At 53.4% G+C, this 24,193-nt stretch carries 22 protein-coding genes, 1 tRNA gene and 1 pseudogene; 9 read left to right on the forward strand and 15 right to left on the reverse strand.

Annotation, left to right across the window (positions count from 1 at the left end):
• On the forward strand, positions 1 to 300 hold a 300-nt coding region (locus tag DPA2511_RS18210; RefSeq protein ID WP_026595248.1), incomplete at its 5' end, for an IS630 family transposase.
• Between the two features lie 97 nt (positions 301 to 397).
• Here DPA2511_RS18210 and DPA2511_RS22110 read toward each other — a convergent pair.
• Positions 398 to 613 (reverse strand): helix-turn-helix domain-containing protein, encoded by a 216-nt coding sequence (locus DPA2511_RS22110; protein WP_051122262.1) that lies wholly within the window; start codon positions 611 to 613, stop codon positions 398 to 400.
• Positions 614 to 708: 95 nt separating this feature from the next.
• Between DPA2511_RS22110 and DPA2511_RS18220 the strand changes: the two genes are divergently transcribed.
• Positions 709 to 975 (forward strand): helix-turn-helix domain-containing protein, encoded by a 267-nt coding sequence (locus DPA2511_RS18220; RefSeq protein ID WP_013316114.1) that lies wholly within the window; start codon positions 709 to 711, stop codon positions 973 to 975.
• A gap of 222 nt (positions 976 to 1,197) precedes the next feature.
• Here the strand turns inward: DPA2511_RS18220 and DPA2511_RS24030 are convergent, their stop codons facing one another.
• The 5 genes and pseudogenes from DPA2511_RS24030 to DPA2511_RS18240 form a co-directional block, all read right to left on the reverse strand.
• Positions 1,198 to 2,277: a helicase RepA family protein gene (locus DPA2511_RS24030; protein WP_226376672.1), complete on the reverse strand. Its 1,080-nt coding sequence runs from the start codon at positions 2,275 to 2,277 to the stop codon at positions 1,198 to 1,200.
• A gap of 75 nt (positions 2,278 to 2,352) precedes the next feature.
• Positions 2,353 to 3,273, reverse strand: a pseudogene (locus DPA2511_RS24035) (primase-helicase zinc-binding domain-containing protein); the annotation flags it as partial.
• Complete coding sequence (locus DPA2511_RS24190; protein ID WP_015855204.1) at positions 3,236 to 3,775, reverse strand: ash family protein; 540 nt, start codon at positions 3,773 to 3,775, stop codon at positions 3,236 to 3,238. The pseudogene DPA2511_RS24035 and the gene DPA2511_RS24190, both read right to left, overlap by 38 nt.
• Positions 3,772 to 3,972 carry a helix-turn-helix transcriptional regulator gene (locus DPA2511_RS18235; protein WP_023638495.1) on the reverse strand — a complete coding sequence of 67 codons (201 nt, stop codon included), beginning with the start codon at positions 3,970 to 3,972 and terminating at the stop codon, positions 3,772 to 3,774. Before DPA2511_RS18235 ends, DPA2511_RS24190 begins: the two co-directional genes overlap by 4 nt.
• Before the next feature lie 2 nt (positions 3,973 to 3,974).
• Positions 3,975 to 4,856, reverse strand: a complete 882-nt coding sequence (locus tag DPA2511_RS18240; RefSeq protein WP_015855206.1) for an integrase domain-containing protein — start codon at positions 4,854 to 4,856, stop codon at positions 3,975 to 3,977.
• Between the two features lie 1,378 nt (positions 4,857 to 6,234).
• Here DPA2511_RS18240 and DPA2511_RS18250 point away from each other — a divergent pair.
• Both DPA2511_RS18250 and DPA2511_RS18255 read left to right on the forward strand, forming a co-directional pair.
• The gene (locus DPA2511_RS18250; protein ID WP_015855207.1) at positions 6,235 to 7,485 is read left to right on the forward strand and encodes an AAA family ATPase; all 1,251 of its coding nucleotides are present in this window, start codon (positions 6,235 to 6,237) and stop codon (positions 7,483 to 7,485) included.
• Between the two features lie 2 nt (positions 7,486 to 7,487).
• Entirely contained in the window at positions 7,488 to 8,117 is a 630-nt protein-coding gene (locus DPA2511_RS18255) for a DUF4276 family protein (RefSeq protein ID WP_015855208.1), read from the forward strand.
• A 39-nt stretch (positions 8,118 to 8,156) separates the two neighbouring features.
• Here DPA2511_RS18255 and DPA2511_RS18260 read toward each other — a convergent pair whose 3' ends face one another.
• The 4 genes from DPA2511_RS18260 to lptF all read right to left on the reverse strand — a co-directional run bounded on the left by DPA2511_RS18260 (position 8,157) and on the right by lptF (position 12,078).
• The gene (locus tag DPA2511_RS18260; protein ID WP_015855209.1) at positions 8,157 to 9,416 is read right to left on the reverse strand and encodes a tyrosine-type recombinase/integrase; all 1,260 of its coding nucleotides are present in this window, start codon (positions 9,414 to 9,416) and stop codon (positions 8,157 to 8,159) included.
• A 219-nt stretch (positions 9,417 to 9,635) separates the two neighbouring features.
• Positions 9,636 to 9,720, reverse strand: a tRNA-Leu gene (locus tag DPA2511_RS18265).
• Positions 9,721 to 9,907: 187 nt separating this feature from the next.
• A complete protein-coding gene (gene lptG / locus DPA2511_RS18270) occupies positions 9,908 to 10,978 on the reverse strand; it encodes an LPS export ABC transporter permease LptG (RefSeq protein WP_015855210.1) in 1,071 nt (356 codons plus the stop codon).
• Positions 10,978 to 12,078, reverse strand: coding sequence for an LPS export ABC transporter permease LptF (gene lptF / locus DPA2511_RS18275; RefSeq protein ID WP_015855211.1), 1,101 nt, complete (start codon positions 12,076 to 12,078; stop codon positions 10,978 to 10,980). The genes lptG and lptF overlap by 1 nt, the downstream gene beginning before the upstream one ends.
• Positions 12,079 to 12,361: 283 nt before the next feature.
• Between lptF and pepA the strand changes: the two genes are divergently transcribed.
• From pepA to DPA2511_RS18290, 3 genes are all read left to right on the forward strand, one after another.
• Positions 12,362 to 13,870, forward strand: a complete 1,509-nt coding sequence (pepA, locus tag DPA2511_RS18280) for a leucyl aminopeptidase (protein WP_015855212.1) — start codon at positions 12,362 to 12,364, stop codon at positions 13,868 to 13,870.
• 106 nt (positions 13,871 to 13,976) lie between these two features.
• The gene (locus DPA2511_RS18285; RefSeq protein WP_023638497.1) at positions 13,977 to 14,426 is read left to right on the forward strand and encodes a DNA polymerase III subunit chi; all 450 of its coding nucleotides are present in this window, start codon (positions 13,977 to 13,979) and stop codon (positions 14,424 to 14,426) included.
• 12 nt (positions 14,427 to 14,438) lie between these two features.
• Positions 14,439 to 17,294 carry a valine--tRNA ligase gene (locus DPA2511_RS18290; protein ID WP_015855214.1) on the forward strand — a complete coding sequence of 952 codons (2,856 nt, stop codon included), beginning with the start codon at positions 14,439 to 14,441 and terminating at the stop codon, positions 17,292 to 17,294.
• Between the two features lie 114 nt (positions 17,295 to 17,408).
• Here the strand turns inward: DPA2511_RS18290 and DPA2511_RS18295 are convergent, their stop codons facing one another.
• The 4 genes from DPA2511_RS18295 to DPA2511_RS18310 all read right to left on the reverse strand — a co-directional run bounded on the left by DPA2511_RS18295 (position 17,409) and on the right by DPA2511_RS18310 (position 21,759).
• Entirely contained in the window at positions 17,409 to 19,025 is a 1,617-nt protein-coding gene (locus DPA2511_RS18295) for a methyl-accepting chemotaxis protein (protein ID WP_015855215.1), read from the reverse strand.
• 325 nt (positions 19,026 to 19,350) lie between these two features.
• Entirely contained in the window at positions 19,351 to 20,427 is a 1,077-nt protein-coding gene (locus DPA2511_RS18300) for an alpha/beta fold hydrolase (protein ID WP_023638498.1), read from the reverse strand.
• Positions 20,428 to 20,678: 251 nt separating this feature from the next.
• Positions 20,679 to 21,167 carry a GNAT family N-acetyltransferase gene (locus DPA2511_RS18305; protein WP_015855217.1) on the reverse strand — a complete coding sequence of 163 codons (489 nt, stop codon included), beginning with the start codon at positions 21,165 to 21,167 and terminating at the stop codon, positions 20,679 to 20,681.
• 22 nt (positions 21,168 to 21,189) lie between these two features.
• Positions 21,190 to 21,759, reverse strand: a complete 570-nt coding sequence (locus DPA2511_RS18310; RefSeq protein ID WP_015855218.1) for a helix-turn-helix domain-containing protein — start codon at positions 21,757 to 21,759, stop codon at positions 21,190 to 21,192.
• Positions 21,760 to 22,002: 243 nt separating this feature from the next.
• On the opposite strand from DPA2511_RS18310, the gene DPA2511_RS18315 reads away from it, so the two are divergent.
• On the forward strand, positions 22,003 to 22,506 hold the full coding sequence (locus tag DPA2511_RS18315; protein WP_015855219.1) for a GNAT family N-acetyltransferase: 504 nt from the start codon (positions 22,003 to 22,005) through the stop codon (positions 22,504 to 22,506).
• Between the two features lie 51 nt (positions 22,507 to 22,557).
• Here DPA2511_RS18315 and rraB read toward each other — a convergent pair whose 3' ends face one another.
• Positions 22,558 to 22,986 (reverse strand): ribonuclease E inhibitor RraB, encoded by a 429-nt coding sequence (rraB, locus tag DPA2511_RS18320; RefSeq protein WP_015855220.1) that lies wholly within the window; start codon positions 22,984 to 22,986, stop codon positions 22,558 to 22,560.
• Between the two features lie 161 nt (positions 22,987 to 23,147).
• On the opposite strand from rraB, the gene argF reads away from it, so the two are divergent.
• Positions 23,148 to 24,167 carry an ornithine carbamoyltransferase gene (argF, locus tag DPA2511_RS18325; RefSeq protein ID WP_015855221.1) on the forward strand — a complete coding sequence of 340 codons (1,020 nt, stop codon included), beginning with the start codon at positions 23,148 to 23,150 and terminating at the stop codon, positions 24,165 to 24,167.
• The last annotated feature ends 26 nt before the right edge of the window (positions 24,168 to 24,193 follow it).

Genomic DNA, 24,193 nt, shown 5'->3' on the forward strand with positions numbered 1-24,193 from the left:
CGACGCACATACCGGCGAGCCAAAACCATTACGTTGGTGGTTGATAACTACATCATCCATAAAAGCCGCAAAGTGGAGCGCTGGCTGGAGGAGAACAGGAAGTTCCGGCTGCTGTTTCTGCCGACCTATTCGCCGTGGCTGAATCCGATAGAGCGACTGTGGCTATCGTTACACGAAACAATAACGCGAAACCATCAGTGCCGGTACCTGTGGCAGTTACTGAAACAGGTAACGCAATTTATGAATGCAGCTTCACCATTTCCCGGCAACCAACCTGGCCTGGCTAAAGTGGAGCGGTAATATGAGAAGCTATTTAGATCTTATGGTCTGCCAATCATGATAGCGTCTGGCACCGCGCCCGCCCCCTTTTTTGGGAGGGGACGGGCGCTCCGTGGCACTATGAAGATGGATTTTCCTTCGTGTCGTAAAACGACAGGATCATTTCTGCCAAATCATCTTCTACCGTATAAAAATAACAGGCCGGAACATGCAGTACAGCAGCCAGTCGGCACGCCAGCTCAAAATCTGGCGTGTGAATCCCACGCTCATATTGATTCATGCGAGCGCTGGCCATCGCTTCGTCTATCCCGGCAAGAATGCCTAAGCTCTCGATAAAAACCGGCTTTCATACCACTAAGTAACTCTTAGTAAATGCGGAAGAATTAGTACGTATGGTTACCTGACATCTTAATAAATAAGGAAGAAGGTATGACTACGTATAACGACTGGCATCAGGCGGATATCATCGCTGGCTTACGCAAGAAAGGTACCACGCTGGCCGCGCTATCCCGTTCTGCGGGACTTAGTTCTTCCACACTGGCGAATGTGCTGGTACGTCCCTGGCCGAAGGGGGAATGGCTGGTTGCCACCGCGCTGGACAAACATCCCGCTGAAATCTGGCCCAGCCGCTATTTTGATGAAACGGGTACATTGATTGACAGAAAACGTCGCATCAGGCAGGAAAGGGGTAAATAGCGTTCATGCTGGTAAAGCGGTTTTCTGTGCTGATGCCCCATCTTTCCCCCACTTTACCGCGTAATGCATTTCCCCCACTGGATAACGGCAGGAAAACAACAAATCATTGATATACAGTAAGTTAACTATTCTCCCCCACTTAGGGTATATAGGCATCCGGGAAGTGGGGGAAGTCGCCAGATACCATAACCTGATACCCGGCATCCCCCACATTTCCCCCGTTTATTCCCCCACGTTACCGCGTTTTGATAATGGCACGATGTTTTCACCATCCAGCGCGATCAGGTCATCCCTGACGAGTTTATCCAGCCAGCGGGTAAACTTTTTGGAGACATCAAACCCCATCGCCCGCATATCGTCGCGCACCAGTGCGCGGGTGCAGCCGTCACCACTTGCCGTACGCGAGCGGATCGCTTCCCACAGCGCCACATGGTTATCCGTCAGCCGGGTGATCCCACTGAGCGCCGGGTCAGCGCCGGTCGGGTCATCGCGGACTTCCCGGCCTTCATCCCGCAGAACCAGCGACGTGACCGGCTCGCCGTCATCGTCCACGTACAGATTCACCGCCGTCAGGTCGTAGGCCCGGCGAGGCGGCTCTTCGGCGTCCTTCATTTTGGTGCAGGTCAGGATCAGCGCCTGCCCGTCGGCCTCGCGGCGCACATTAAACTCCACGTCCAGCGCAGCCCGGAAGGCGCTGGAGCCGCGGGCGCCTTTGTCCTGATCTTTGCCGGAGTGATGAATAATCAGTACCGTGGCCTGCGTGGCCGCCTTGATGTAGTCACAACCCTGAATAAACGCCCCCATGTCTTTAGCGGCGTTTTCATCCGAACCGCCAAAGCAGCGGGCCAGTGTATCCAGAATGATCAGCCGTACCGCCATCCCGGTGGCGGCCTGCACGTCATGGGCGGCCTTGATCACCTGCTCCACGCTGTCGGGACTGGCCGGGAATACCGGGCAGTCAACGCGGTAGAGCGCATCAATCGGGCTACGGTCGTTCAGCGTTTCCTCCCACGCCCGAATCCGGCGTGGTACGCCGATCCCACCTTCACCCACCACATAAATCACTGCGCCCTGCGTGACCGGTCGGTTGGCCCACGGCTTTCCGGTGGCGATATGGCACGCCCAGGAAACAGCCAGAAAGGATTTATACGACCCGCTGGCACCGTAAGCACTGGCAACCGCACCGCTCGGCAGGTAGCCCTTGATCAGGTAATCCTGTCGGGTATCAAACCCTTCCGAGCCTTTACGCAGTGGCAGGGCGGAGGAAAATGCCGTTACAGGAGACAGCCCGGCGTCAGGCAATGGGGCCGGGCTGATAACGGCAGGCCGGGTAAGCTGACGCCGAAACGCGGCTTTGGTAGCTTCCATGCCGTGCCGCTGGCGAAAATCATCCCAGTCACAGGCGGTATCGGTCGGCGGCAGGGATACCCAGCCGTCAACGGCCTGCGCCGCTTTCTCCGCCATCAGTTTGCCGGTGTTGGCCGCGCCATCCGGGTGAATATCGTTATCCCCGGCCAGAATCAGGCAGCAATGGGGATAACGCGCCCTGAATGCCTGCGCGACGTTCAGCAGGTTATTAGCCGATACCGCCGCCACCACATGGCATGACGAGCATTGTTGCAGGGTGAGCGCTGTGGCATACCCTTCGGTGATAATCAGCTTCGACGGCTCCGGGCCGTGGTTGACCGGAATAAACGCCCCTTTCAACTGCGTGCCGGGGTACAACCGCTTTTCACCGCCGGGCGTGATCAGTTGCGCCCCTGCCAGTTCACCGGAGGTGCGGAACATTGGCAACAGTAGCGATCCTTCGCCAAACCGGACACGCCCGATGATCATCGCCTGTGCGGCCGTCAGCAGCATAGCCGGTGTCATCAGCTCTCTGGCTTTCAGATACGGGCTTTCCCCGGTGCTCGTGGCTGTCATCAGCGCCTTGATGCGCTCTGCCAGCGGGCGGGGATCAACCGCCTTTTCTCTGGCGGGCGGTGTTTCACTGGCTGATGACGCCAGTGCCGTCACCACTCTGGCCGCTTCCGCGATATCACACCGCCTGACGCGGGCGACCAGATCCAGACCATCACCGTGGCCGCAATGATTGCAGAACCAGGTGCCACGCCCCCGTTTGTCATCAAAGCGGAAGCGATCTTTTCCACCGCAGACAGGGCAAGGGCCATGCTGGCCCCCGGCAGGAAAGTAGATATCTAATGCCGCCAGAATCGACGGCCAGCGGTGGCGGGATTGTGCAACACTTTCCGAGACAAACTTACTCATTGTCCGGCCCCTCCGCATCCAGCGTGTCATTCAGCAGGTTAAGCCGCTCCCATAAGATGAACATCAGCAGCTCTTTGGCAACGGGGTTTTCCAACTCAATGATGGCGTAGGCCAGCACCCGGCAGTGATCGGCGATCTCTTCCAGTAACAGCGGTGTGGGGTTATACATAGCGCACCTCCGCAGGAGAGGTGAAAGATTGCAGGCAGGAATAGCTAAGGGTCGTAGCCATAAGGCAGCCTCCGTGGTAAGCAGAAAACAGCCACCACCTGAGACGCCAATCCCGTGGGTGGTAGCCCAGACGGGGTTGGCGTAACCGGCTACCACGGGCTCCGGCGCTCCTTTCGGAGCCCCCGCCTGAGCCACCATTGACAGGTGTGCGCAAGCACTGTCTATAAAAAAACACGCAACATGATGTACGTGTTTTTTAGACACCGTGGTAATCGTCGGAACGCCAATTCCGGCTACGGATTTTGCCGTAGCCCGCGCAGTATAGCCCAATTTGCCCGCCAGAAGAAAAGCTGAATGACTCATTTGCGCCCCTTCGCCCGCTGACGGATACGCTCGGCAATCCAGTCGTTGATTTCACTCTCCACCCAGGCGACAGAACGTGCGCCCAGCTTCACCGGCTGGGGGAACTCGCCACGATCGATCAGGTAATAGATCCAGGATTTTTTGAGGCTGGTTTTTTTCATCACATCGGGCAAACGCAACAGAGTGAGATTGGACATCATTACGCCTCCTCCTGACGGGTGTAGACACGTTCAACATAACGGCCACGGCCATCGCCATGACCCAAATCCATCGACACCAGCGCCCGTGCCTCCTGACGGCTAAACCCGTCGGCAAGGTAGAAACGCATGGCATCCTGCGCCCATGCATAGCGCAGACTGTGGGGGGAGTAATGGCCGGTCAGGCCGAGGCGGGTAGTACGAGCACGCCAGAAATTCATGGCGGTTTTCAAATCCGGTTTATTGATGAGTTTGCCGTTGCGGTTGTCGGCGATGACAAGTGCCTCACGCACAGCAGCAAGCACCGCTGCGCTGTCCAGCACGCGGGTTTCACGCGGTCGCCCGCCTTTGGTGCCAAACACGACGGTGAGCCGGTCAACCTGCCGGGTCAGTTGCTGCTCCCAGCGCTTTAGCGAGGCGCAACACTGCACCGCTTCCTGAGAACGCAACCCCAGCAACCGGGCAAGCTGGAGCGCACAGGCCAGACCGACATCTTCCCGACGGGCGGACTCCAGCACGGACTGATAGAGCGCATCCGAGATGGCATATTTAGTGCCTGCCCGGCTGGCACCACCCAGCCCCAGCGCCTGATTGCTCAGGCGGGGATCATCCACCAGTTTGCCCCGGCCTGCCAGACGCAGCACGCTGCGCAAGGCGGACATCTCGTTATGCAGCGTGCGCAAAGCCATGCCCTGAGAGCGGCGGGCCGCCACATAGCTTTCGATATGCCGGGCTTTAACGTGCTGTACGCTGCGCACCTGAATGTTGAGTGCCAGCAGATGACGGCACAAACGCTCAACAATACGGAGGCGATCATGAACCGTTTTATGGCTGCCACCCGCCTGTTTCGCCCATGTTTTCATTTCACGACTGAGTTTTGTCATGCTCTTATCTCGACTTCAGCCCTTCGGCGCATGGCTGCTATGCAGAGTCGGTGCTCTGCCTGAACGATACCTGTGCGCCGGAGGGCTTGGGTTTTGTTGAGGTATCGGGGGTTCGGTGATGCACACAGTGCAACCGCTGTTCACACAGTCATACCCCCAGGCAAATCGCCTGCCTCGGTATCGATCCAGAATGCTTTTAAACACAATGAGGCGCGAAAACGGTGGTGTCAGAATGTTGACACGCAGCGCAAACGGCCATGAGTAAAGTCGAGAAAGACGTCAGTGCGCGGCGTCACTTTCACCTGCTTGCGCGGTAAAAGTGACGCCGGGTGAAAGCGTAACAGGCGGATACAGCCTGATGCATTACGGCATCATGCGGTACAACCCGCACGTTCACACGTACAGACGGCAATCGTTGGGACGAGTAAAATCGAAGTTGCACGCTAACGTGAACCTACGAGGGTAAGCGCCAGTTAAGTCGCTTAGTATGTGAAATCACTACAACGATAAACGTTGCAGCTACAAGCCAGTGTCCTACGGTACGGGAAAACCGCGCTCTGGCTGGGTATAGTATAAGTGAAGCATTTTACGCCGCCCGGCAAGCCGGGTTATGGGTAAAACTTAGGGCCCAATGGGCTATGGTTTAGTTTAACTGACCTTCATCGTCACGCTCGTAACGGCGCTCAAACTACCTGACGACATCTGCTCCCAAAGGCTGGCAGATTTACCGCGCTTCTTCATCACGCTCTCTTCCTTGCAGGTGATGGAAGAGTAACAGTACCGGTGTGGTCGCCCGAAGGCGTCAGTCTCAGACCACGCTCCATTCCCTATGACTTTGGCGTTGTGACCACCCGAAGGCGTTTCTCACGGGTCACTCGTATCATCCTGATACTGGAAACATTGGTGGCTGTCATCGACAGCGGTGTTGCGTGGATAAAATTACGACAGTTTTGGTGGGATTTCAAGGGGGTGAAACCTGAACTTCTCAGCCATTGGTACAATTAAATACTCAATGTAGGGTAGATAATTACAGTTACCGGATCCAGACCTGACGAGGCTCCACTGGGGTGATAATCAGAAAAATACACATCCGTCCATCACCGGATTTATGCGAGACACCCTGCCTGAAAATCACCGAAAATCCCGCTATTTTTCCTGAGTTAAGCCATGCATCCACAGGGGACATGGTTTTGCTACCCTCTTTAACCCGTCCTGCCCTTGTACCGGTGCGGCCTGAGCCTGTTCATGCACTGTATTAAAACCGCCCTCTTAAGCAGGCAGGCGAGTCGGGGAAAGCACTGCGCGCCGAATGTGCAAATCAGACTTTAAAAAACTTGAGGATAAGATAAATTAGAAAAAAATTAACAAGGAGAGCGAAATGGCACTAATCGAAGGTATGAGAATTAAAAACTTTAGGACTTTGAGAGACGTAACATTAGGAAAAACATTAAGTAATAAAAAACAAAAACCTCTTTCGCCTTTAACCACGGTTATAGGTCGCAATGGGAGTGGTAAAAGCTCCTTGTTTGATGCTTTCGGTTTCTTGGCGGATTGCTTAACATACGGAGTTGAAGATGCTTGTCACCGTAATGGAAGAGGAGGGTTTACTAAACTCAAGTCTTTCGGCTCAGAAGGCGACATGGAATTTGAAGTTTATTACAGAGAATCAGCATCAGAGAGACCTATAACATACGAATTATGCATTGGTTTGGATGAGTTTATGCGACCAATCGTTAAGCGTGAAAGATTAAGACAAAGAAGAAGGAAACAATCTCATGGCTGGCCTTTTTCCTTTCTTGAACTAAGCAATGGTGCTGGTCGCGTTTGGTCTGGTGATGCCCTTGCATCTACTACAGATGTGGAAGATTCTTTAAAAGAAGAGAGCAATCAAACAATTAATGTGGAGTTAGATAACCCCCAACAATTGGGAATTGCCACGTTGGGCAATCTAAAAGAGCACCCGCGAATTATTAAATTCCGCCGTTTTATTGAAGGCTGGTATTTATCATATTTTACTCCTGATAGAGCAAGGGATCTCCCGCGTTCTGGGCCGCAAAAACATTTAAATAGAATTGGAGATAATCTTGGTAACTATGTCCAGTATATGGAAAGATCCCATCCAAAAGCATTTGCACAAGTACTGAGGGAAACCTCCAGTAAAATCCCTGGCATAAGCAAAATAGAAACAGAAGCATCTCCAGATGGGAGATTATTGGTTAAGTTTTGGAATGAAGGTTTCTCCGAACCATTTTATGCTCAACAAGTTTCAGATGGCACATTAAAGCTATTTGCTTACTTACTATTATTGCAAGACCCAGAGCCTGCACCATTCATTTGTATTGAAGAGCCTGAAAATGGTTTATATCATAAGCTACTGCAATCTCTTGCATATGAAATACGTAGCCATGCATCTGGTAAGAAAAATTCATCTCAGGTTTTCATAACCACACATCAGCCATATTTTGTAGATGCATTAGACCCTGAGGAAGTATGGGTTTTAGAAAAAAATGCAGATGGCTTTTCTGACTTAAAACGAGCTACAGAATATCCCGAAGTTGTAGCAATGTTCCAAGAGGGAATTCCTTTAGGAAGCCTTTGGTATAGTGACCATATTGATGAAAGGATTTAAATATGCACTTCAATATACTAGTTGAAGGTGAATCGGAAGTAAAATTCCTTAAAAAGTTAATGCCTTTTTTACATGGAAACCAAGGCGTTGCACACTCATGGAATATACATAAACATCAAGGGATTGGCTCTCTACCTGCTAATTTAAATGCGGCACCTAATAAGGCTAATAACTCACTACTTCACAATCTCCCCGCAAAGTTACGAGCATATGAAAAAATCGCAAATCCATTAAATCGTATTATTGTTTTAATTGATATTGATAATAATGTAAAATCTACATTTTTAGAAAAATTAAATAACTTAAAAAACACACAAGCTCCAAATACTGATGTTAGATTCGTTCTTGCTTGTGAAGAACTCGAAGCATGGTATATGGGTGATAGAAATGCTTTAGTGCAATACAACCCGAATATTAACATCGCTATTTTAGATACCTACGTTCAAGATAGTATATGCGGCACATGGGAGCTATTAATGCGGGCAGATGATCCTTCATTATTAAAGCCCAAAACACCTTATTGGAAATCTTTGAATAAAAAAATAGAGTGGTCGAAGAGAATCACGCCTCATATGAATTTTTCGAATAACACATCGCCTTCTTTTAACTTCCTATTAAGTAGCCTGATTTAGAAAATACGAGTAAGGCCGGTTCACACCGGTCTTATTTTCTTATCTAAATCTATTAGCATAATCATAGGGTGCTGTTGTTTCTTTTCTATTAGCATCCAAATAATCCGCCCACCACTGCACCATCAACCGACGTTCATCCAGATACTCAGAAGTGTGGGTGTAAGCCGCCCGGACATTGTTCCGCTCAGAATGACTTAACTGACGCTCTATCGCGTCGTCACTCCACAGGCCAGATTCCCCTAACGCGCCTCGCGCCATCGTTCTGAAACCGTGTCCGCAAACTTCGGTTTGCGTGTCATAACCCATCGCTCGTAGCGCGTTATTGACCGTGTTTTCGCTCATCACTTTTTCCGGGTCATGATCACCCGGGAAAAGGCATTTGTTGTCACCGCTAATTGCCTTTAACTGCTCCAGCAGCGCTACAGCCTGACGACTGAGCGGCACGATGTGTTCTTCCTTCATCTTCATGCCACGATAGGAGTAACGCACGCCTTTGATCGCTTCCCGCTGTGCTGGAACCCGCCAGTAAGCCTTATCAAAATCAAACTCTCGCCATTGGGCAAAACGAAGCTCGCTGGAACGTACAAACGTCAGCAACGTGAGTTCGACTGCAATACGTGTCATCTGGCGGCCACGATAAGCCGCAAGCCGTGACAGGAACTCATGGAGACGTTCCGGCGGCAAGGCGGGATAGTGCCGTGCTTTCGTCGTCGTTAATGCCCCGCTCATGTCACTGGCCGGGTTAGAGTCAATATAATCGTTCTGCACGGCATAGCGCATAATCGCCGTAACACGCTGTTGCAGGCGTTGTGCTACATCGTGCTTGCCGCTGGCATCCACCGCTTTTATCGGTGCTAACAGATGGCTGGTTTTGAGTTTACGGATATCTGCCGTGCCAATATGCGGAAAAATGTACAGTTCAAGATAACGCATCACCCGTGCACGGTGATAATCGCCCCAGCGCTTGTTGCTGGCGTGCCACTGCCGGGCGATAGTCTCAAAGGTATACGCCCCCGCAGTTTCAGCCTGTGCCTCTTTTTGTTCAGCCTTTGGGTCAATACCTTGCACCAGCAGCTTTTTAGCTTCATCACGTTTAGCACGAGCCTCAGCCAGGGTGACTGTCGGCCAAACACCAAAAGCCAGCCGGTCTTCTTTCTTGTCATCTGGACGCCGATACTTCATGCGCCAGTATTTTGAACCGCGTGGGGTAATCTCAAGGTATAAGCCGCCCCCATCCGCCATCTTGTAGGTTTTCTCTTTGGGCTTGGCAGTCTCGACCTGACGGGCATTGAGCTTCATTTTGGGGGCACATATCTTATCGAAGTGGAGATGCCCCCGATTATGCCCCCAACAACCTCTGGATTACAACGGATGCAAAAAGACCGCTGTGGAAAAAACGCACAATCCACACAGGTAGAAAAACCAAATTAAATCTTTATTTAACAATTATATATGTAAGTCAGCGGACGATGACGGACACAAAAAAAGCCACCCAAAGGTGGCTTGATTTTTGAATTTTGGTGCCGAAGGCCGGACTCGAACCGGCACGTATTTCTACGGTTGATTTTGAATCAACTGCGTCTACCGATTTCGCCACTTCGGCACGAAGTAGTCCTTGCGGAAAACGTGGTGGATTATACCGTTACATCGATACAGCGCAACCTTAATCCTTTCATTGGCATACCGAGTGCTGAAAAAATCATCTTTATCACTTCCATCGACGGCAAAAACAGGAAAATCCCATGAAGAAGTCGCCAACGACTGACGGCATTATCCACCAGCCGTCAGGCTTAACGGCGTTTCAGCAACAACATAATACTGATGAACAGGAACAACGCGCTGGGCAGCAGAGCGCCAAGTACCGGCGGTATGCGATATACCAGGCTGAGCGGCCCGAAGATCTGATCGAGCACATAGAACAGAAAACCAAAGCTGATGCCAATCACAATACGTACCCCCGCGGGCACGCTACGCAGTGGGCCAAAGATAAACGATAGCGCCATCAGCATCATGACCGCCACCGACAGTGGCGCAAACAGCTTGCTCCACATGTTCAGCTGATAACGGCTGGCCTCCTGATCACTCTGTTTCAGGTAATTAATATAGTCATACAGGCCACGGATGGAGAGCGCATCTGGATCAAGCGCCACCACACCCAATTTGTCTGGCGTCAACCCGGTTTTCCATTCGCCGCTGATTGTCTGGCTTCCGCTGATTTGCTTGTTGCTGCGCAGATCGGATTCTTCCACCTGGGACAACTGCCAAACGCCGTTTTCATACACCGCAGACGCCGCATAACGCACCGACAGCAGCTTGCTCTGATTGTCAAAGTGATAAATGTTCACACCGACGAGTTCATTCTCACCCTGCACTCGTTGGATATAGACAAAGTCGTTACCGTCTTTCGCCCATAACCCACTCTGGGTGGACAGCATGGAGCCGCCGTACATCATCTGGGAACGATAGTTACGCGCCATTTGTTCCCCCGGCGGCGCCAGCCACTCCCCAATCGCCATCGTCAGCAGCACCAGCGGAATGGCGGTTTTCATTACCGAACCGGCGATTTGCAGGCGGGTAAAACCGGAGGCCTGCATCACCACCAGTTCGCTGCGCGTCGCCAGGTTGCCCAGCCCAAGCAAGGCACCCAGCAATGCGGCCATCGGGAAGAAAATCTCAATATCTTTGGGTACGCTGAGCAGCGTATAAAGACCCGCGCCCAGAACCGAATAACTGCCCTGGCCGACTTTACGCAGTTGATCGACGAATTTAATGATGCCGGAGAGCGATACCAGCATGAACAGCGTCATCATGATGGTATTGAAAATAGTTTTACCGATATAGCGATCCAACACACGAAACATCAGACGGCTCCTCTCACTCGCAGACGAGCTCGCACTTTCCGCATCGGTACGCCATCCCATAGATTCAGCGCGACCGCAATCCCGAAATAGACCAGATTCGTCAACCACATCCACATCAGAGGATCCAACTTTCCTTTACTTGCATTAGAACGCAGCGAACTTTGCAGCAGGAAAAACACCAGATAGAGCAACATCGCGGGAAGCATGCTCAATACGCGCCCCTGACGTGGGTTGATCACGCTAAGCGGCACCACCATCACCGCCATAATCAGCACAGACAAAACCAACGTCAGGCGCCAGTGGAACTCGGCTCTGGCAGCGATATCGGGCGAGCTCCATAGCGTTTTCATATCCATCTGTTCGACATTCGTCGGATCAATCGCCACGTCCTGGTGCCCCATTACCGCCTGATAGTTCACAAAATCGGTAATGCGGAAATCCCGCAACATCGCAGTGCCCTCATACCGCACCCCCTTGTTCAAGGTGACAATCTGGGCACCGTCATTACGCGCCACGATATGTCCGCGATCAGCGACAACCACGGACGGGCGCGTATTCTCGCGTGGATGCAATTGCGCCATGAAGATACGCTCGAAATCCTGTCCGCTCACATTGCCGACAAACAATACCGAATTGCCATCCTGCGTTTGCTGAAACTGCCCTTCCACCATGGATGCCACGCCGGGGTTGGCCCGCGCTTCCGCCAAAACCTCGTCCTGATGCCGGGAAGACCAGGGGCTCAGCCACAGTACATTCACCATAGCCAACAGCACCGTCAATACCGCCAACAACAGGGATGCCTTAAGTAATACGCTCTTGCCGAGTCCGCAAGCGTGCATGACGGTGATTTCACTTTCCGCATACAGTTTTCCGTAGGTCATCAGCAACCCCAGAAACAAGCTCAGCGGCAGGATGAGCTGCGCCATTTGAGGCACGCCCAGCCCCAATAGCGATAGCACCAGATTCGTAGGTATCTCGCCGTCGACCGCGGCGCCCAGAATTCTCACCAGTTTCTGACAGAAAAAAATCAGCAGTAGGATGAACAGGATAGCCACTTGGCTTTTGAAGGTTTCCCGAACCAGATATCGAATGATGATCACGCTCAATTACGCCTGTGAAAACTTGTCTTTTTGCAGGAAAGTCGATAGTTTTTTCGCTAACTCGCCATTTATACTCATTTGTGGCAACCTTCGTAGCTAAAGCATTATTACAACATCCCTGTTTCGGGATGTTTATCAGAACCTGCTGAGTATCATCAGCAACAAATTCGCTACGTCGTTTAGCTTAACACAGGTTATGTTAACGCAACGGCGGGAAAGTATTACGGAGTGTCACATTCTAACCGTAGATCCCGCCGTTGTCTTTAGAGATTCAGGAGAGTACATGGAGTTCAGCGTAAAAAGCGGTAGCCCGGAGAAACAGCGGAGCGCCTGCATTGTGGTCGGCGTATTTGAACCCCGTCGACTGTCCCCGATCGCGGAGCAACTCGATAAAATCAGCGATGGCTATATCAGCGCACTGCTGCGCCGCGGCGAACTGGAAGGCAAAGTTGGGCAATCACTGCTCCTGCATCATGTACCGAACATTCTTTCCGAACGTATCCTGCTGATTGGTTGCGGAAAAGAGCGCGAACTGGACGAACGCCAATACAAACAGGTGATCCAGAAAACCATCAATGCGCTTAACGATACCGGCTCCATGGAAGCCGTCTGTTTCCTGACCGAACTGCACGTCAAAGGCCGCAATACCTACTGGAAAGTACGGCAGGCCGTCGAAACCGCCAAAGAAACGCTCTATACCTTTGATCAGTTGAAAACCAACCGTGTCGAACCACGCCGCCCATTACGCAAGATGGTGTTCAACGTACCGACCCGCCGCGAACTGACCTCCGGCGAACGGGCTATTCAGCATGGCCTGGCGATCGCTTCCGGCATCAAAGCCGCCAAGGATCTAGGGAACATGCCGCCGAATATTTGCAACGCGGCGTATCTGGCCTCACAGGCACGCCAGTTGGCAGACAACTATGACCAGATCACCACCCGCGTGATCGGCGAACAGCAGATGAAAGAACTGGGTATGAACGCCTATCTGGCCGTCGGACAGGGGTCTCAGAACGAATCGCTGATGTCAGTGATTGAATACAAGGGCGAGCCCAGTAACGACGTCAAACCGATCGTTCTGGTGGGCAAAGGCCTGACGTTCGATGCAGGCGGTATCTCCATCAAGCCCGCCGACAGCATGGATGAAATGAAATACGACATGTGCGGCGCCGCGTCCGTCTACGGCGTGATGCGCATGGCGGCCGAGCTGGCGTTGCCGCTCAATATTATCGGCATATTGGCTGGCTGCGAAAATATGGTCGATGGCCGCGCCTATCGTCCCGGCGATATCCTGACCACCATGTCCGGCCAAACCGTTGAAGTGCTGAACACCGACGCCGAAGGCCGTCTGGTGCTGTGCGATGCGCTGACTTACGTCGAACGTTTCGATCCGGAAGTGGTGATCGACGTCGCTACGCTAACCGGCGCCTGCGTGATCGCGCTGGGTCATCATCTCACCGGGCTGATGTCGAACCACAATCCGCTGGCGCACGAACTGCTGGGCGCCGCCGAGCAGTCCGGCGATCGCGCCTGGCGCCTGCCGTTAGGCGATGAATATCAGGAACAGTTGGAATCCAACTTCGCGGATATGGCCAACATCGGCGGTCGTCCTGGCGGTGCCATCACCGCCGCCTGCTTCCTGTCTCGTTTCACCCGCAAGTACAATTGGGCGCACCTGGATATCGCGGGCACTGCTTGGCGTTCCGGCAAAGCCAAAGGCGCCACTGGGCGCCCGGTGGCGTTACTGTCCCAGTTTCTGCTCAACCGCGCCGGCCTGAACGATACGGAATAATGTCCGCCCGTCGCCGAACGCTGTTAACATAGCGTCGACACGCCATCCCCGCCCGGGCGGGGATGAACCCCGTCAGCCACGTTCTATGGATATCGGCCTTAACGTTATGAAAAACGCCATCTTTTATCTGCTCGACCATGACACCCCCAGCGGAGAGCTAAACGCCTGCGAGGCGCTGTCCTGCGATTTGGCTGCGGCCGCCTGGCGGGCAGGAAAGCGCGTTCTTATCGCCTGCGAAGACGAACAACAGGCTCTGCGACTGGACGAAGCACTGTGGCAGCGAGAGCCCCACACCTTTGTCCCCCACAATCTGGCGGGTGAAGGCCCTCGCCAGGGTGCTCCGGTGGAACTGGCCTGGCCGCACAAACGCGGCAACGGGCCGCGCGACCTGTTGATAAGCCTAATGCCCCAGTTCGCAGATTTTGCCACCGCTTTCCATGAAGTGATAGACTTCGTCCCTTACGAAGAATCCCTGAAACAGTTGGCGCGCGAACGCTATAAAGCCTACCGCAGCGTCGGCTTCCAATTGACCACGGCGACGCCGCCAACTCACTGAATTTTGAGCATAATGGAAAAGACATATAACCCACACGATATTGAGCAGCCGCTCTACGAACACTGGGAAAAACAGGGCTATTTCAAGCCCAACGGCGATACCAGCAAAGACAGTTTCAGCATTATGATCCCGCCGCCCAACGTCACCGGCAGCTTGCATATGGGTCATGCCTTTCAGCAAACCATTATGGATACCCTGATTCGCTACCAGCGTATGCAGGGCAAAAACACCCTGTGGCAGGCAGGAACCGACCACGCCGGCATCGCCACCCAGATGGTGGTGGAGCGCAAAATCGCCGCCGAAGAGGGCAAAAATCGCCACGATTACGGCCGTGACGCCTTTATCGAAAAAATCTGGCAGTGGAAGGCAGAATCCGGCGGCACCATTACCCGGCAGATGCGCCGTCTGGGCAACTCCGTGGACTGGGAACGCGAGCGATTCACCATGGATGAGGGGCTTTCCAATGCGGTGAAAGAAGTGTTCGTTCGCCTGTATAAAGAAGACCTGATTTATCGCGGTAAACGCCTGGTGAACTGGGATCCGAAACTGCGCACCGCCATCTCCGATTTGGAAGTGGAAAACCGCGACGTCAAAGGTTCTATGTGGCACCTGCGCTATCCGCTGGCTGATGGCGTAAAAACCGCCGACGGTAAAGATTATCTGGTCGTCGCCACCACCCGTCCGGAAACCGTGCTGGGCGATACCGGCGTCGCGGTCAACCCGGAAGATCCGCGTTATCAGGATCTGATCGGCAAATACCTGATCCTGCCGCTGGTCGGCCGCCGCATCCCGATCGTCGGCGACGAACATGCCGATATGGAAAAAGGCACCGGTTGCGTGAAAATCACCCCGGCGCACGATTTCAACGACTATGAAGTCGGTAAACGTCATCAGTTACCGATGATCAATGTGTTGACCTTCGACGGTGATATCCGTCAGGAAGCGGAAATATTCAGCACCAACGGTGAAGCCAGCACCGCCTATAGCAGCGAAATACCGGACGCCTTCCGCGGGCTGGAGCGTTTTGCCGCCCGTAAAGCGGTCGTAGCCGCCTTTGACGAACTGGGCCTGCTTGACGAAATCAAACCACACGACCTGACAGTGCCCTACGGCGACCGCGGCGGCGTCGTCATTGAACCGATGCTGACCGATCAGTGGTACGTGCGCGCCGCCGTGCTGGCCAAGCCAGCGGTGGAAGCCGTGGAAGACGGGCGTATCCAGTTCGTGCCGAAACAGTACGAAAACATGTATTTCAGCTGGATGCGCGACATTCAGGACTGGTGCATCTCCCGCCAACTGTGGTGGGGCCACCGCATCCCAGCCTGGTATGACGATAACGGCAACGTCTACGTCGGCCGCGACGAAGCGGAGGTTCGCCGCGACAATAATCTGGAAGCGGGTATCGCGTTGCGTCAGGACGACGACGTGCTGGACACCTGGTTCTCTTCCGCCTTGTGGACGTTCTCCACACTCGGCTGGCCGGAACAGACGCCGGAGCTGAAAGCGTTCCATCCCAGCAGCGTGATGGTGAGTGGTTTCGACATCATTTTCTTCTGGATCGCCCGCATGATCATGATGACCATGCATTTCATCAAAGATGAAGACGGCAAACCGCAGGTACCGTTCCATACCGTGTACATGACCGGCCTGATCCGTGACGAAGAAGGCCAGAAAATGTCCAAATCCAAGGGCAACGTGATTGACCCGCTGGATATGGTAGACGGCATTTCACTGGAAGCGCTGCTGGAAAAACGCACCGGTAACATGATGCAGCCGCAGTTGGCGGAGAAAATCCGCAAACGCACGGAGAAACAGTTCCCGAACGGCATCGAACCCCATGGTACTGATGCGCTGCGCTTTACGCTGGCGGCGCTGGCCTCCACCGGTCGCGATATCAACTGGGACATGAAACGCCTGGAAGGCTACCGTAACTTCTGCAACAAGCTGTGGAACGCCAGCCGCTTCGTGCTGATGAACACCGAAGGGCAAGACTGCGGCTTCAACAGCGGTGAAAACGTGCTGTCGTTAGCGGATCGGTGGATTCTGGCGGAATTTAACCGCACGGTGAAAGCTTACCGTGAGGCGCTGGACGGTTATCGTTTCGATCTGGCCGCCAATGTGCTGTACGAATTCACCTGGAACCAGTTCTGCGACTGGTATCTGGAGCTGACCAAACCGGTGATGAACGGCGGCAGCGAAGCAGAACTGCGCGGTACCCGCCACACGCTGGTGACGGTGCTGGAAGCGTTGCTGCGCCTGGCGCATCCGATTATCCCATTCATTACCGAAACCATCTGGCAGCGCGTCAAAGTGCTGAAAGGCGTGAATGCCGACACCATCATGTTGCAGCCGTTCCCGGCGTTTGACGTCGCGTTGGAAGATGAGCAGGCGTTCAACGATCTGGAGTGGATCAAGCAGGCGATCGTTGCCGTGCGTAATATCCGCGCCGAAATGAACATCGCCCCCAGCAAGCCGCTGGTATTGCTGCTGCGCGATGCGTCCGCCAATGCCGCCCGCCGGGTGCAGGACAACCTCGGCTTTATTCAGACGCTGGCGCGGCTGGAAAGCATCACATTGCTGCCTGCCGGCGACAAAGGCCCGGTTTCCGTTACTAAACTCATCGAGGGTACCGAGCTGTTAATCCCGATGGCTGGTTTGATCGATAAAGCCGCCGAGTTGGACAGGCTGGCGAAAGAAGTGGCGAAGCTCGAAGTGGAAATCGGCCGTATCGACAGCAAGCTGTCCAACGAAGGATTCGTGGCGCGCGCACCGGAAGCCGTCGTTGCCAAAGAGCGTGAAAAACGTGACGGTTATGCGGTTGCCAAAGCCAAGTTGTTGGAACAACAGGCCGTCATTGCCGCGCTGTAATGATATCGCCCGCATAAAAAAGCCCCGGGGAACCGGGGCTTTTTACGTTATCGTCGCCGCTACAGGGGACATCCCACCGGCGCCTTATGCCGACGCCGGGAATAATGCTACCCGTCAGCGTCCATCGACCAGCGCAAAGCGCGGATCGGAGGATGGCTGCCTTTGAGCATCATGGGGTGCATTATCGAGCCGGAAACTGGCCACGGATTGCTGCAGGCTACCCAACTGTTCTTTCAGCGAACCGGCTGCGGTCGCAACCTCTGCTACCAACGAGGCGTTCTGCTGCGTCACGCCGTCCATCTGGTTGATGGCGATATTAATCTGTGAAATACCCCGGCTCTGCTCGCCGGAAGCCAGCATGATTTCATCCATCACCGTAACCACCTTGCTGACATCCAACAGCACTTCATTCATGGTTTTACCGGCCACCTCCACCAATCCGGCGCCTTTCTCGATGCGCCCCAGTGAATTATCAATCATGGTGCCAATCTCACGCGCGGCCGTTGCGCTACGCTGCGCCAGCATCCGTACTTCGGACGCCACCACCGCAAAGCCTTTGCCCTGCTCGCCGGCTCGCGCCGCTTCGACGGCGGCGTTCAACGCCAGCAGGTTGGTCTGGAACGCAATGCTGTCAATCACGCCGACAATATCGGAGATCTTCGACGAACTTTCCCGGATGGATTGCATGGTATCCACCACTTCCGTCACCACCTCGCCGCCGCGTGATGCGGTATCGGACGCTTTCTTCGCCAGATCGTTCGCTTTGCGGGTATTGCTCTCGTTGTTTTTCACCATCGCCATAATCTGTTCCATACTGGCGGCGGTTTCATCCAGCGAAGCGGCCTGTTGTTCGGTTCGGCTGGACAAATCGATGTTACCGGAAGCGATTTCTTCCACGCCGACGCTGATAGAATCGGTACCGCTGCGCACCACTCGTACCATGTTTTCCAACCCGTCGCGCATACGCTGCACCGCGGCAAACAGATGGGCGATCTCGTTTTTACCGTTGATATCGATCTGGGCCCGCAGATCGCCCTCCGCGATGCGGTCGAAAACCGTAATCGCCTGATTCAGCGGTTTCACCACCAGGTTGGTCAGGATATTCCACGCCAAGACAGCCAGCAGCAATGTCACCACCACTACTACGCCCAACACGATACGCACGCGCGACACTCGCTGGTTGGAATCGTCATAGGCGTCATCAATACTCTGGCGTTTAAATGCCACCAGATTTTTAGCCGCCTTATCAAAGCTGGCATACAGCACGGTGGATTTCCCTGCCCGCTGCCGGTATTCGTCAAGATTTCCCGCGTCCAATGCACGGAAGGCCGGATTAATAAAATCATTCATCAGCGCGTCACGCCGGGCGGACATTTCCGCAGAGATGGCTTTTTCCTGCTCGGACTGCGGATAAGTCAGGTACTCCTGCCACTTTTTCCCGGAATCCTCCACTTTGGTACGGGCTCTGGTCAGCGCGACTTTAGCCGCTTCCATATCGCCTTTTCCGACCAACGATTCATACAAACGCAAATCCAGACGGCCGCGCAGCAGCCACTCGGAACTTTCATTCAACGCCACCAGCCCCGGCAGCACTTCTTTATCGACTTTGGAAAACGACTGATTACCCGACTGCACAGCGACCAGCCCGATAACACCGACAAACAGCAACAGCGCCGCCAGTAAAAAAATCATGATGGTTAATGTGGTGCGAATCTTGATTTTGCGAAACATAATTTGTCCCTGCTGTTTATGCTGTATCCCAACGGCGAATACAAACCTGATATATGGAATAGACGACGAACAGCGCGGCAATAACAACGTCATTGCCGCACAGGAAAACGCTATATCCGCTGCAATTCGGTCGGTAAATGGCACGGCTATCTGCAACCTGAATTGAACGGATATAAACCGAAATAAAAACGAAAACGAAAAGGAAATATCACAGAAGAAATAAGGCTGACGGTAATTGCCTTTTTTGCCAGCCATTAACAGGTAGGCGGACTTCGTTGCCATCCGGAGTCATTGCCCCAAAAAACGAAATACCGCCGAACACTGATTATTTATGATGTTTCTGGGTTTTCTCCATAAACTCACCCAGTCTGGCTTTATAGAACTTCGCTGACATCATGGTACCGTGCCCGCTAGTTTCCTTACTTGCAGGAATAAGGAACAGCTCGGCATGTTTTATTTTTTTGAGCTCATTATCCAGAATGCCTGTTTCAATTGGATTACGTTCATCATCGGCGGAATTAATCACCAACATGGGGGCCTGAATACGGTTCAATTCCGGCGCCGCATTATAATCCGCCGATGAACTCCAGATATAAATAAAGTCGTTGGCGTCCGCCGTCACAGGCGCAGCCAGCCGCTCCTCTACCCGTTTGTCCGCCAGGGCGCGCGTCGGCGCTTTGCTCTGGTAAGCCAGCGTACCGCCGGTAGTGGCGATGCTGAACATAATATTGGCAGTCTGCAGCGCCGGCGGTTGCGCGGTGTAATCACCGTTGTTCCAGGCTGGATCGCGTTTGATGGATTCAATCAGCATCCGGCGCAGCATCCAGTTTCGACCGGACAACTCTGTCGGCAGAGAGGCCATCGGCACCAACGCATCCATCATCTGAGGATATTTTTCGCCCCATAGCCAGGTTTGCATTCCGCCCATGGAATATCCCATAACCAGACGCAAATGCGTAATTCCCAGACCTTCGGTCAACAAACGATATTGCGCCAACACCATGTCCGCATAATTGTACTGCGGAAACGTCATACGTAATCCATCTGACGGCTTAGCGGTTTTACCCGAACCAATGCTTTCAGGAATAACGATGAAATATTTATTAATGTCCAGCGGCTGCCCCGGCCCAAATAATTCACCGGCGAACCCGTTGTCCAACAAGGCTTTTACCGGTTGATTGGTGCCATGCAGCAATAATACTGCCGGCTTTTTGCTATCGCCGAGCGTGTAATAATGCATACGAAAGGCTTTCAGCGTTTCGCCGGTATGAAAAGTAAATTCAGGTGCAATCCAGTCACCTTCCTGAGGAATAAGACCTTCGGCATGTGCACTGACGGAAAAAGAAGAAAAAACAAGCAGGAACATCAACCCCGCCATCCATGATGCTATACGGTTTACCATAAACAGCACTTTATTCGTCACTGAAGAAATGGGAACGTTGATATTAATGTTTTCACTAAAATATCCCAATAACGATAGCGAACTAACCATGGAAAAAAATATTATCTTCCAGTGATTTTACTTAGATTAAAATATTATCTGATTAATAATCATCATTATAAAATAATCCTTGCTATCGGTCGCGACATCTTCAATATCAAACGCTCATACCGACGACACTCACACAGCGAGTTCTGTTCACCCACTGAATTCTACAACATTAAATGCATGAATTGATTGAATTTTGTTGCCAGATAATCTGAGAATGCCTCGCCATTAACAAACCCTCTACTACGATACAGCGCCAATGCAGGCTCAAACGCATCGCCTCTGCCGGTTTCCAGGCTCAGGCGACGCAGCCCGCTCTGACGAGCCTGCATGATAACGTAATCCAACAAATATGCCGCCACGCCCTTCCGTAAATGCCGGGGATGGGTGCGCATCGACTTGATTTCGGCGCTCCCGGCATCCAGCACTTTCAACGCGCCGATCCCTACCACGTCGTCCCCCTGCCAAACGCTCCAGAATGTCACGTTCGGCGCCTGTAATCCGGACACGTCCAGAGCAAAAACATGCTCCGGCGGCGAGCTTTCATGCATACCCGCCAGATGCAGCGCCACCAACGCCCGGGTCTCATCGCCGGACAAATCATCTTTGCGAATCACCAGCGGCGCTGCCGCCATACTGACAGAATGAGTCATATTCCGCTCCTATCACGGCCGGTCAGGGTTTACAAATGGCGATCAGGTAACGGACATCACCCGCGCCAGGGTTATGAAAAGCAGACGTACCATGCAGCCGGTAACGCAGGCTGTCGCCAGGCGACAGGGCGTACACCTGCTCTTCCAGCGCGACCTCCAGACGCCCGTCCAAAACATAAAGATGGTGCTCAAGGCCATAAATCGGCGGTGCGTTGTATTCAATCCGGGCGCTGGCTGGCAACTGGCCGAGAATCATCTCCGCATTGAATCCATTTACCGGCGGAGAAACACTGCGCCGGACAAAACCCGTTTCAGGATCCACCCAAACCGTCTGCTGCCCCGGTTCCAGCTTTTGCGGCGACGGTGTTTCCACTTCGGCCAGCAGACGGGACATCGTGCAGCCATACACAACACACAGCCGGCCCAGCAACGCCGCCGTCGGGCTGGTTTCCCCCCGTTCCATACGCGACAACGTAGCACGGCTGATATCGCTGTTCAGCGCCAGTTCATCCAACGACCAACCGCGTTCACGACGCAACGCGGACAACCGTTCAGACAGCCGTAAATCGATATCCGACAATCGATTTTCCATCGTTAGATGCGCCTTTATTTCTTTAATAAGAGAAAAAATCTCATAAAAGAGAAATCGGTGCAATACACCGTCAGAAATATTGTCATGCGGCCCGATCGCCAGTTGATGACAACCATTTCGGGGTGATCCCGATAACAGACGTTTGGCTCGACACATTCACCACGTATAATCGCCGGGCGATATAGCATGCTGTCCATTACACGTCAGCATGATTCCTCCGTCTTCAGACCAGAGTGAGCATCCATGACGATCCCAGCTTCCGTCCCATTGCTGACACGCCCGATTACCGCCGCCGACAATGGCGCGATAGCTAGCGTAATCCGGCGTGTTTCCGCCGAATTCGGTCTAACCGCCGATAAGGGATACACTGTCTCCGACCCCGACCTGGATAGACTGTTCGAGGTGTACAGCCGTCCCTACTGCGTCTACTGGGTTGTCGAATATCGTGGCGAAGTGGTTGGCGGAGGCGGTTTAGCACCGCTGGCAGGCGGAGATACCGACATATGTGAATTGCAAAAGATGTATTTCCTGCCCATCGCCCGTGGACAGGGCATCGCCCGGCAACTGGCCGAACGCGCGCTGGAGTTCGGCCGTCAGCAAGGGTTTCAACGCTGCTATCTGGAAACGACCGGGCACCTGACCAGCGCCATCCGTCTTTATGAGAAACTGGGTTTCCAGCACATCAACCATGCCATGGGTTGTACCGGTCATGTGGATTGTGAAGTCAGAATGCTGAAAACGCTTTAAGCCGGAAACAAAATACCCGCCGGGCGGCGGGTATCAGAACAACCCCAGGAATCAATGACGCTTGCCGTCATCGTCCTCATCGTAGAAATCTTCGTCTTCCTCGTCGAAATCGTCATCGTCGCCGTTCGGATCTTCGAAGTAGGTGCCCCAGCCGTCATAGTTGACCTGATGACGCTCCGCCAGTTCCAGCAACTGCTCCACTTGCTGATCGATAAGTTCGGCATTCAACGACACCTCGCAAATCGCATCGCAACACATCAGCGTGATACCTTCTTCCGTATCCAGCTCTTCGGCGTCCGTAACTTCGTAGCCCAGCTTGAAGGCATCCACCGCCACCTTTTCCAGATCCTCGAACTTCTCGGCGGAAAAATGGTGTTCGATGGTATAGAGCGCGTCAGGATCGCTGCCATCCTCCAGCAACTCTTCGATAATCAGGCGTGTCTCTTCACGTTGTTCTTCCAGCAATTCACGGTTTGCCATGTCCCAGTCCTCATAAAAACGGCAAAGATGGCTTCATTTTCCCACAGCCCTGCGTTCGTCTCCACCAGAAAGTTTTAACCCGACACTTGAAATTGAATATTTACACATATAAAGTGAATTTTAATTCAACCACGCGCGTTGAGCCACATGGAGACAAAAAGATGAACCCGTTTTATAAGCGTCACTTTTTAAGACTGATGGATTTTACCCCTGCGGAAATAGAAACGCTGTTGTCACTCGCCGCCACCCTCAAAATCAATAAGAAAAACGGTACTGAAACCCGCCATCTGCAAGGCAAAAACATCGCACTCATCTTCGAAAAAGATTCGACTCGCACTCGTTGCTCTTTCGAAGTTGCTGCATACGATCAGGGCGCACAAGTGACCTATCTCGGGCCCAGCGGCAGCCAGATCGGTCATAAAGAATCCATGAAAGACACAGCGCGTGTGCTGGGCCGCATGTATGACGGCATCCAATACCGCGGTTACGGCCAGGTACTGGTGGAAACGCTGGCGGAATTTTCCGGCGTTCCGGTCTGGAACGGCCTGACCAACGAATTTCACCCGACGCAGCTACTGGCCGATCTGATGACCATGCAGGAACATCTGCCGGAGAAACCGCTATCGGCCATGAAACTGGCCTACGTCGGGGATACCCGCAATAACATGGGCAACTCTATGCTGGAAGCGGCCGCGCTGACCGGCCTCGATCTGCGGTTGATCGCCCCGCAGGCCTGCTGGCCCGATGCGGCGCTGGTGGCGGAGTGCCAGACAGCCGCCGCCAAAACCGGCGGTTCGATTACGCTGACCGAAGAGGTAGCCGCTGGCGTGAAGGACGTGGATTTCATTTACACCGACGTATGGGTGTCGATGGGCGAAGCGAAAGACGCCTGGGCGGAGCGCATCAATCTGCTGCGTCCGTATCAGGTCAATATGGACATGATCGCCGCCACCGGGAATCCGCAGGTGAAATTCCTGCACTGTTTGCCGGCATTCCACGACGATCAAACCACTCTCGGCAAGCAAATGGCCGAGCAGTACGACCTGCACAATGGCATGGAAGTCACCAATGACGTGTTCGAGTCGGCGCATAGCATCGTGTTCGACCAGGCGGAAAACCGGATGCATACCATCAAAGCGGTCATGGTGGCGACGCTCGCCCCGAATGCCGAACTGCCGTAACGGCGTCGCCATTCCCGCCACGGCAG

Origin of the sequence: Musicola paradisiaca NCPPB 2511 (assembly GCF_000400505.1) — a bacterium.
Taxonomy (GTDB): domain Bacteria; phylum Pseudomonadota; class Gammaproteobacteria; order Enterobacterales; family Enterobacteriaceae; genus Musicola; species Musicola paradisiaca.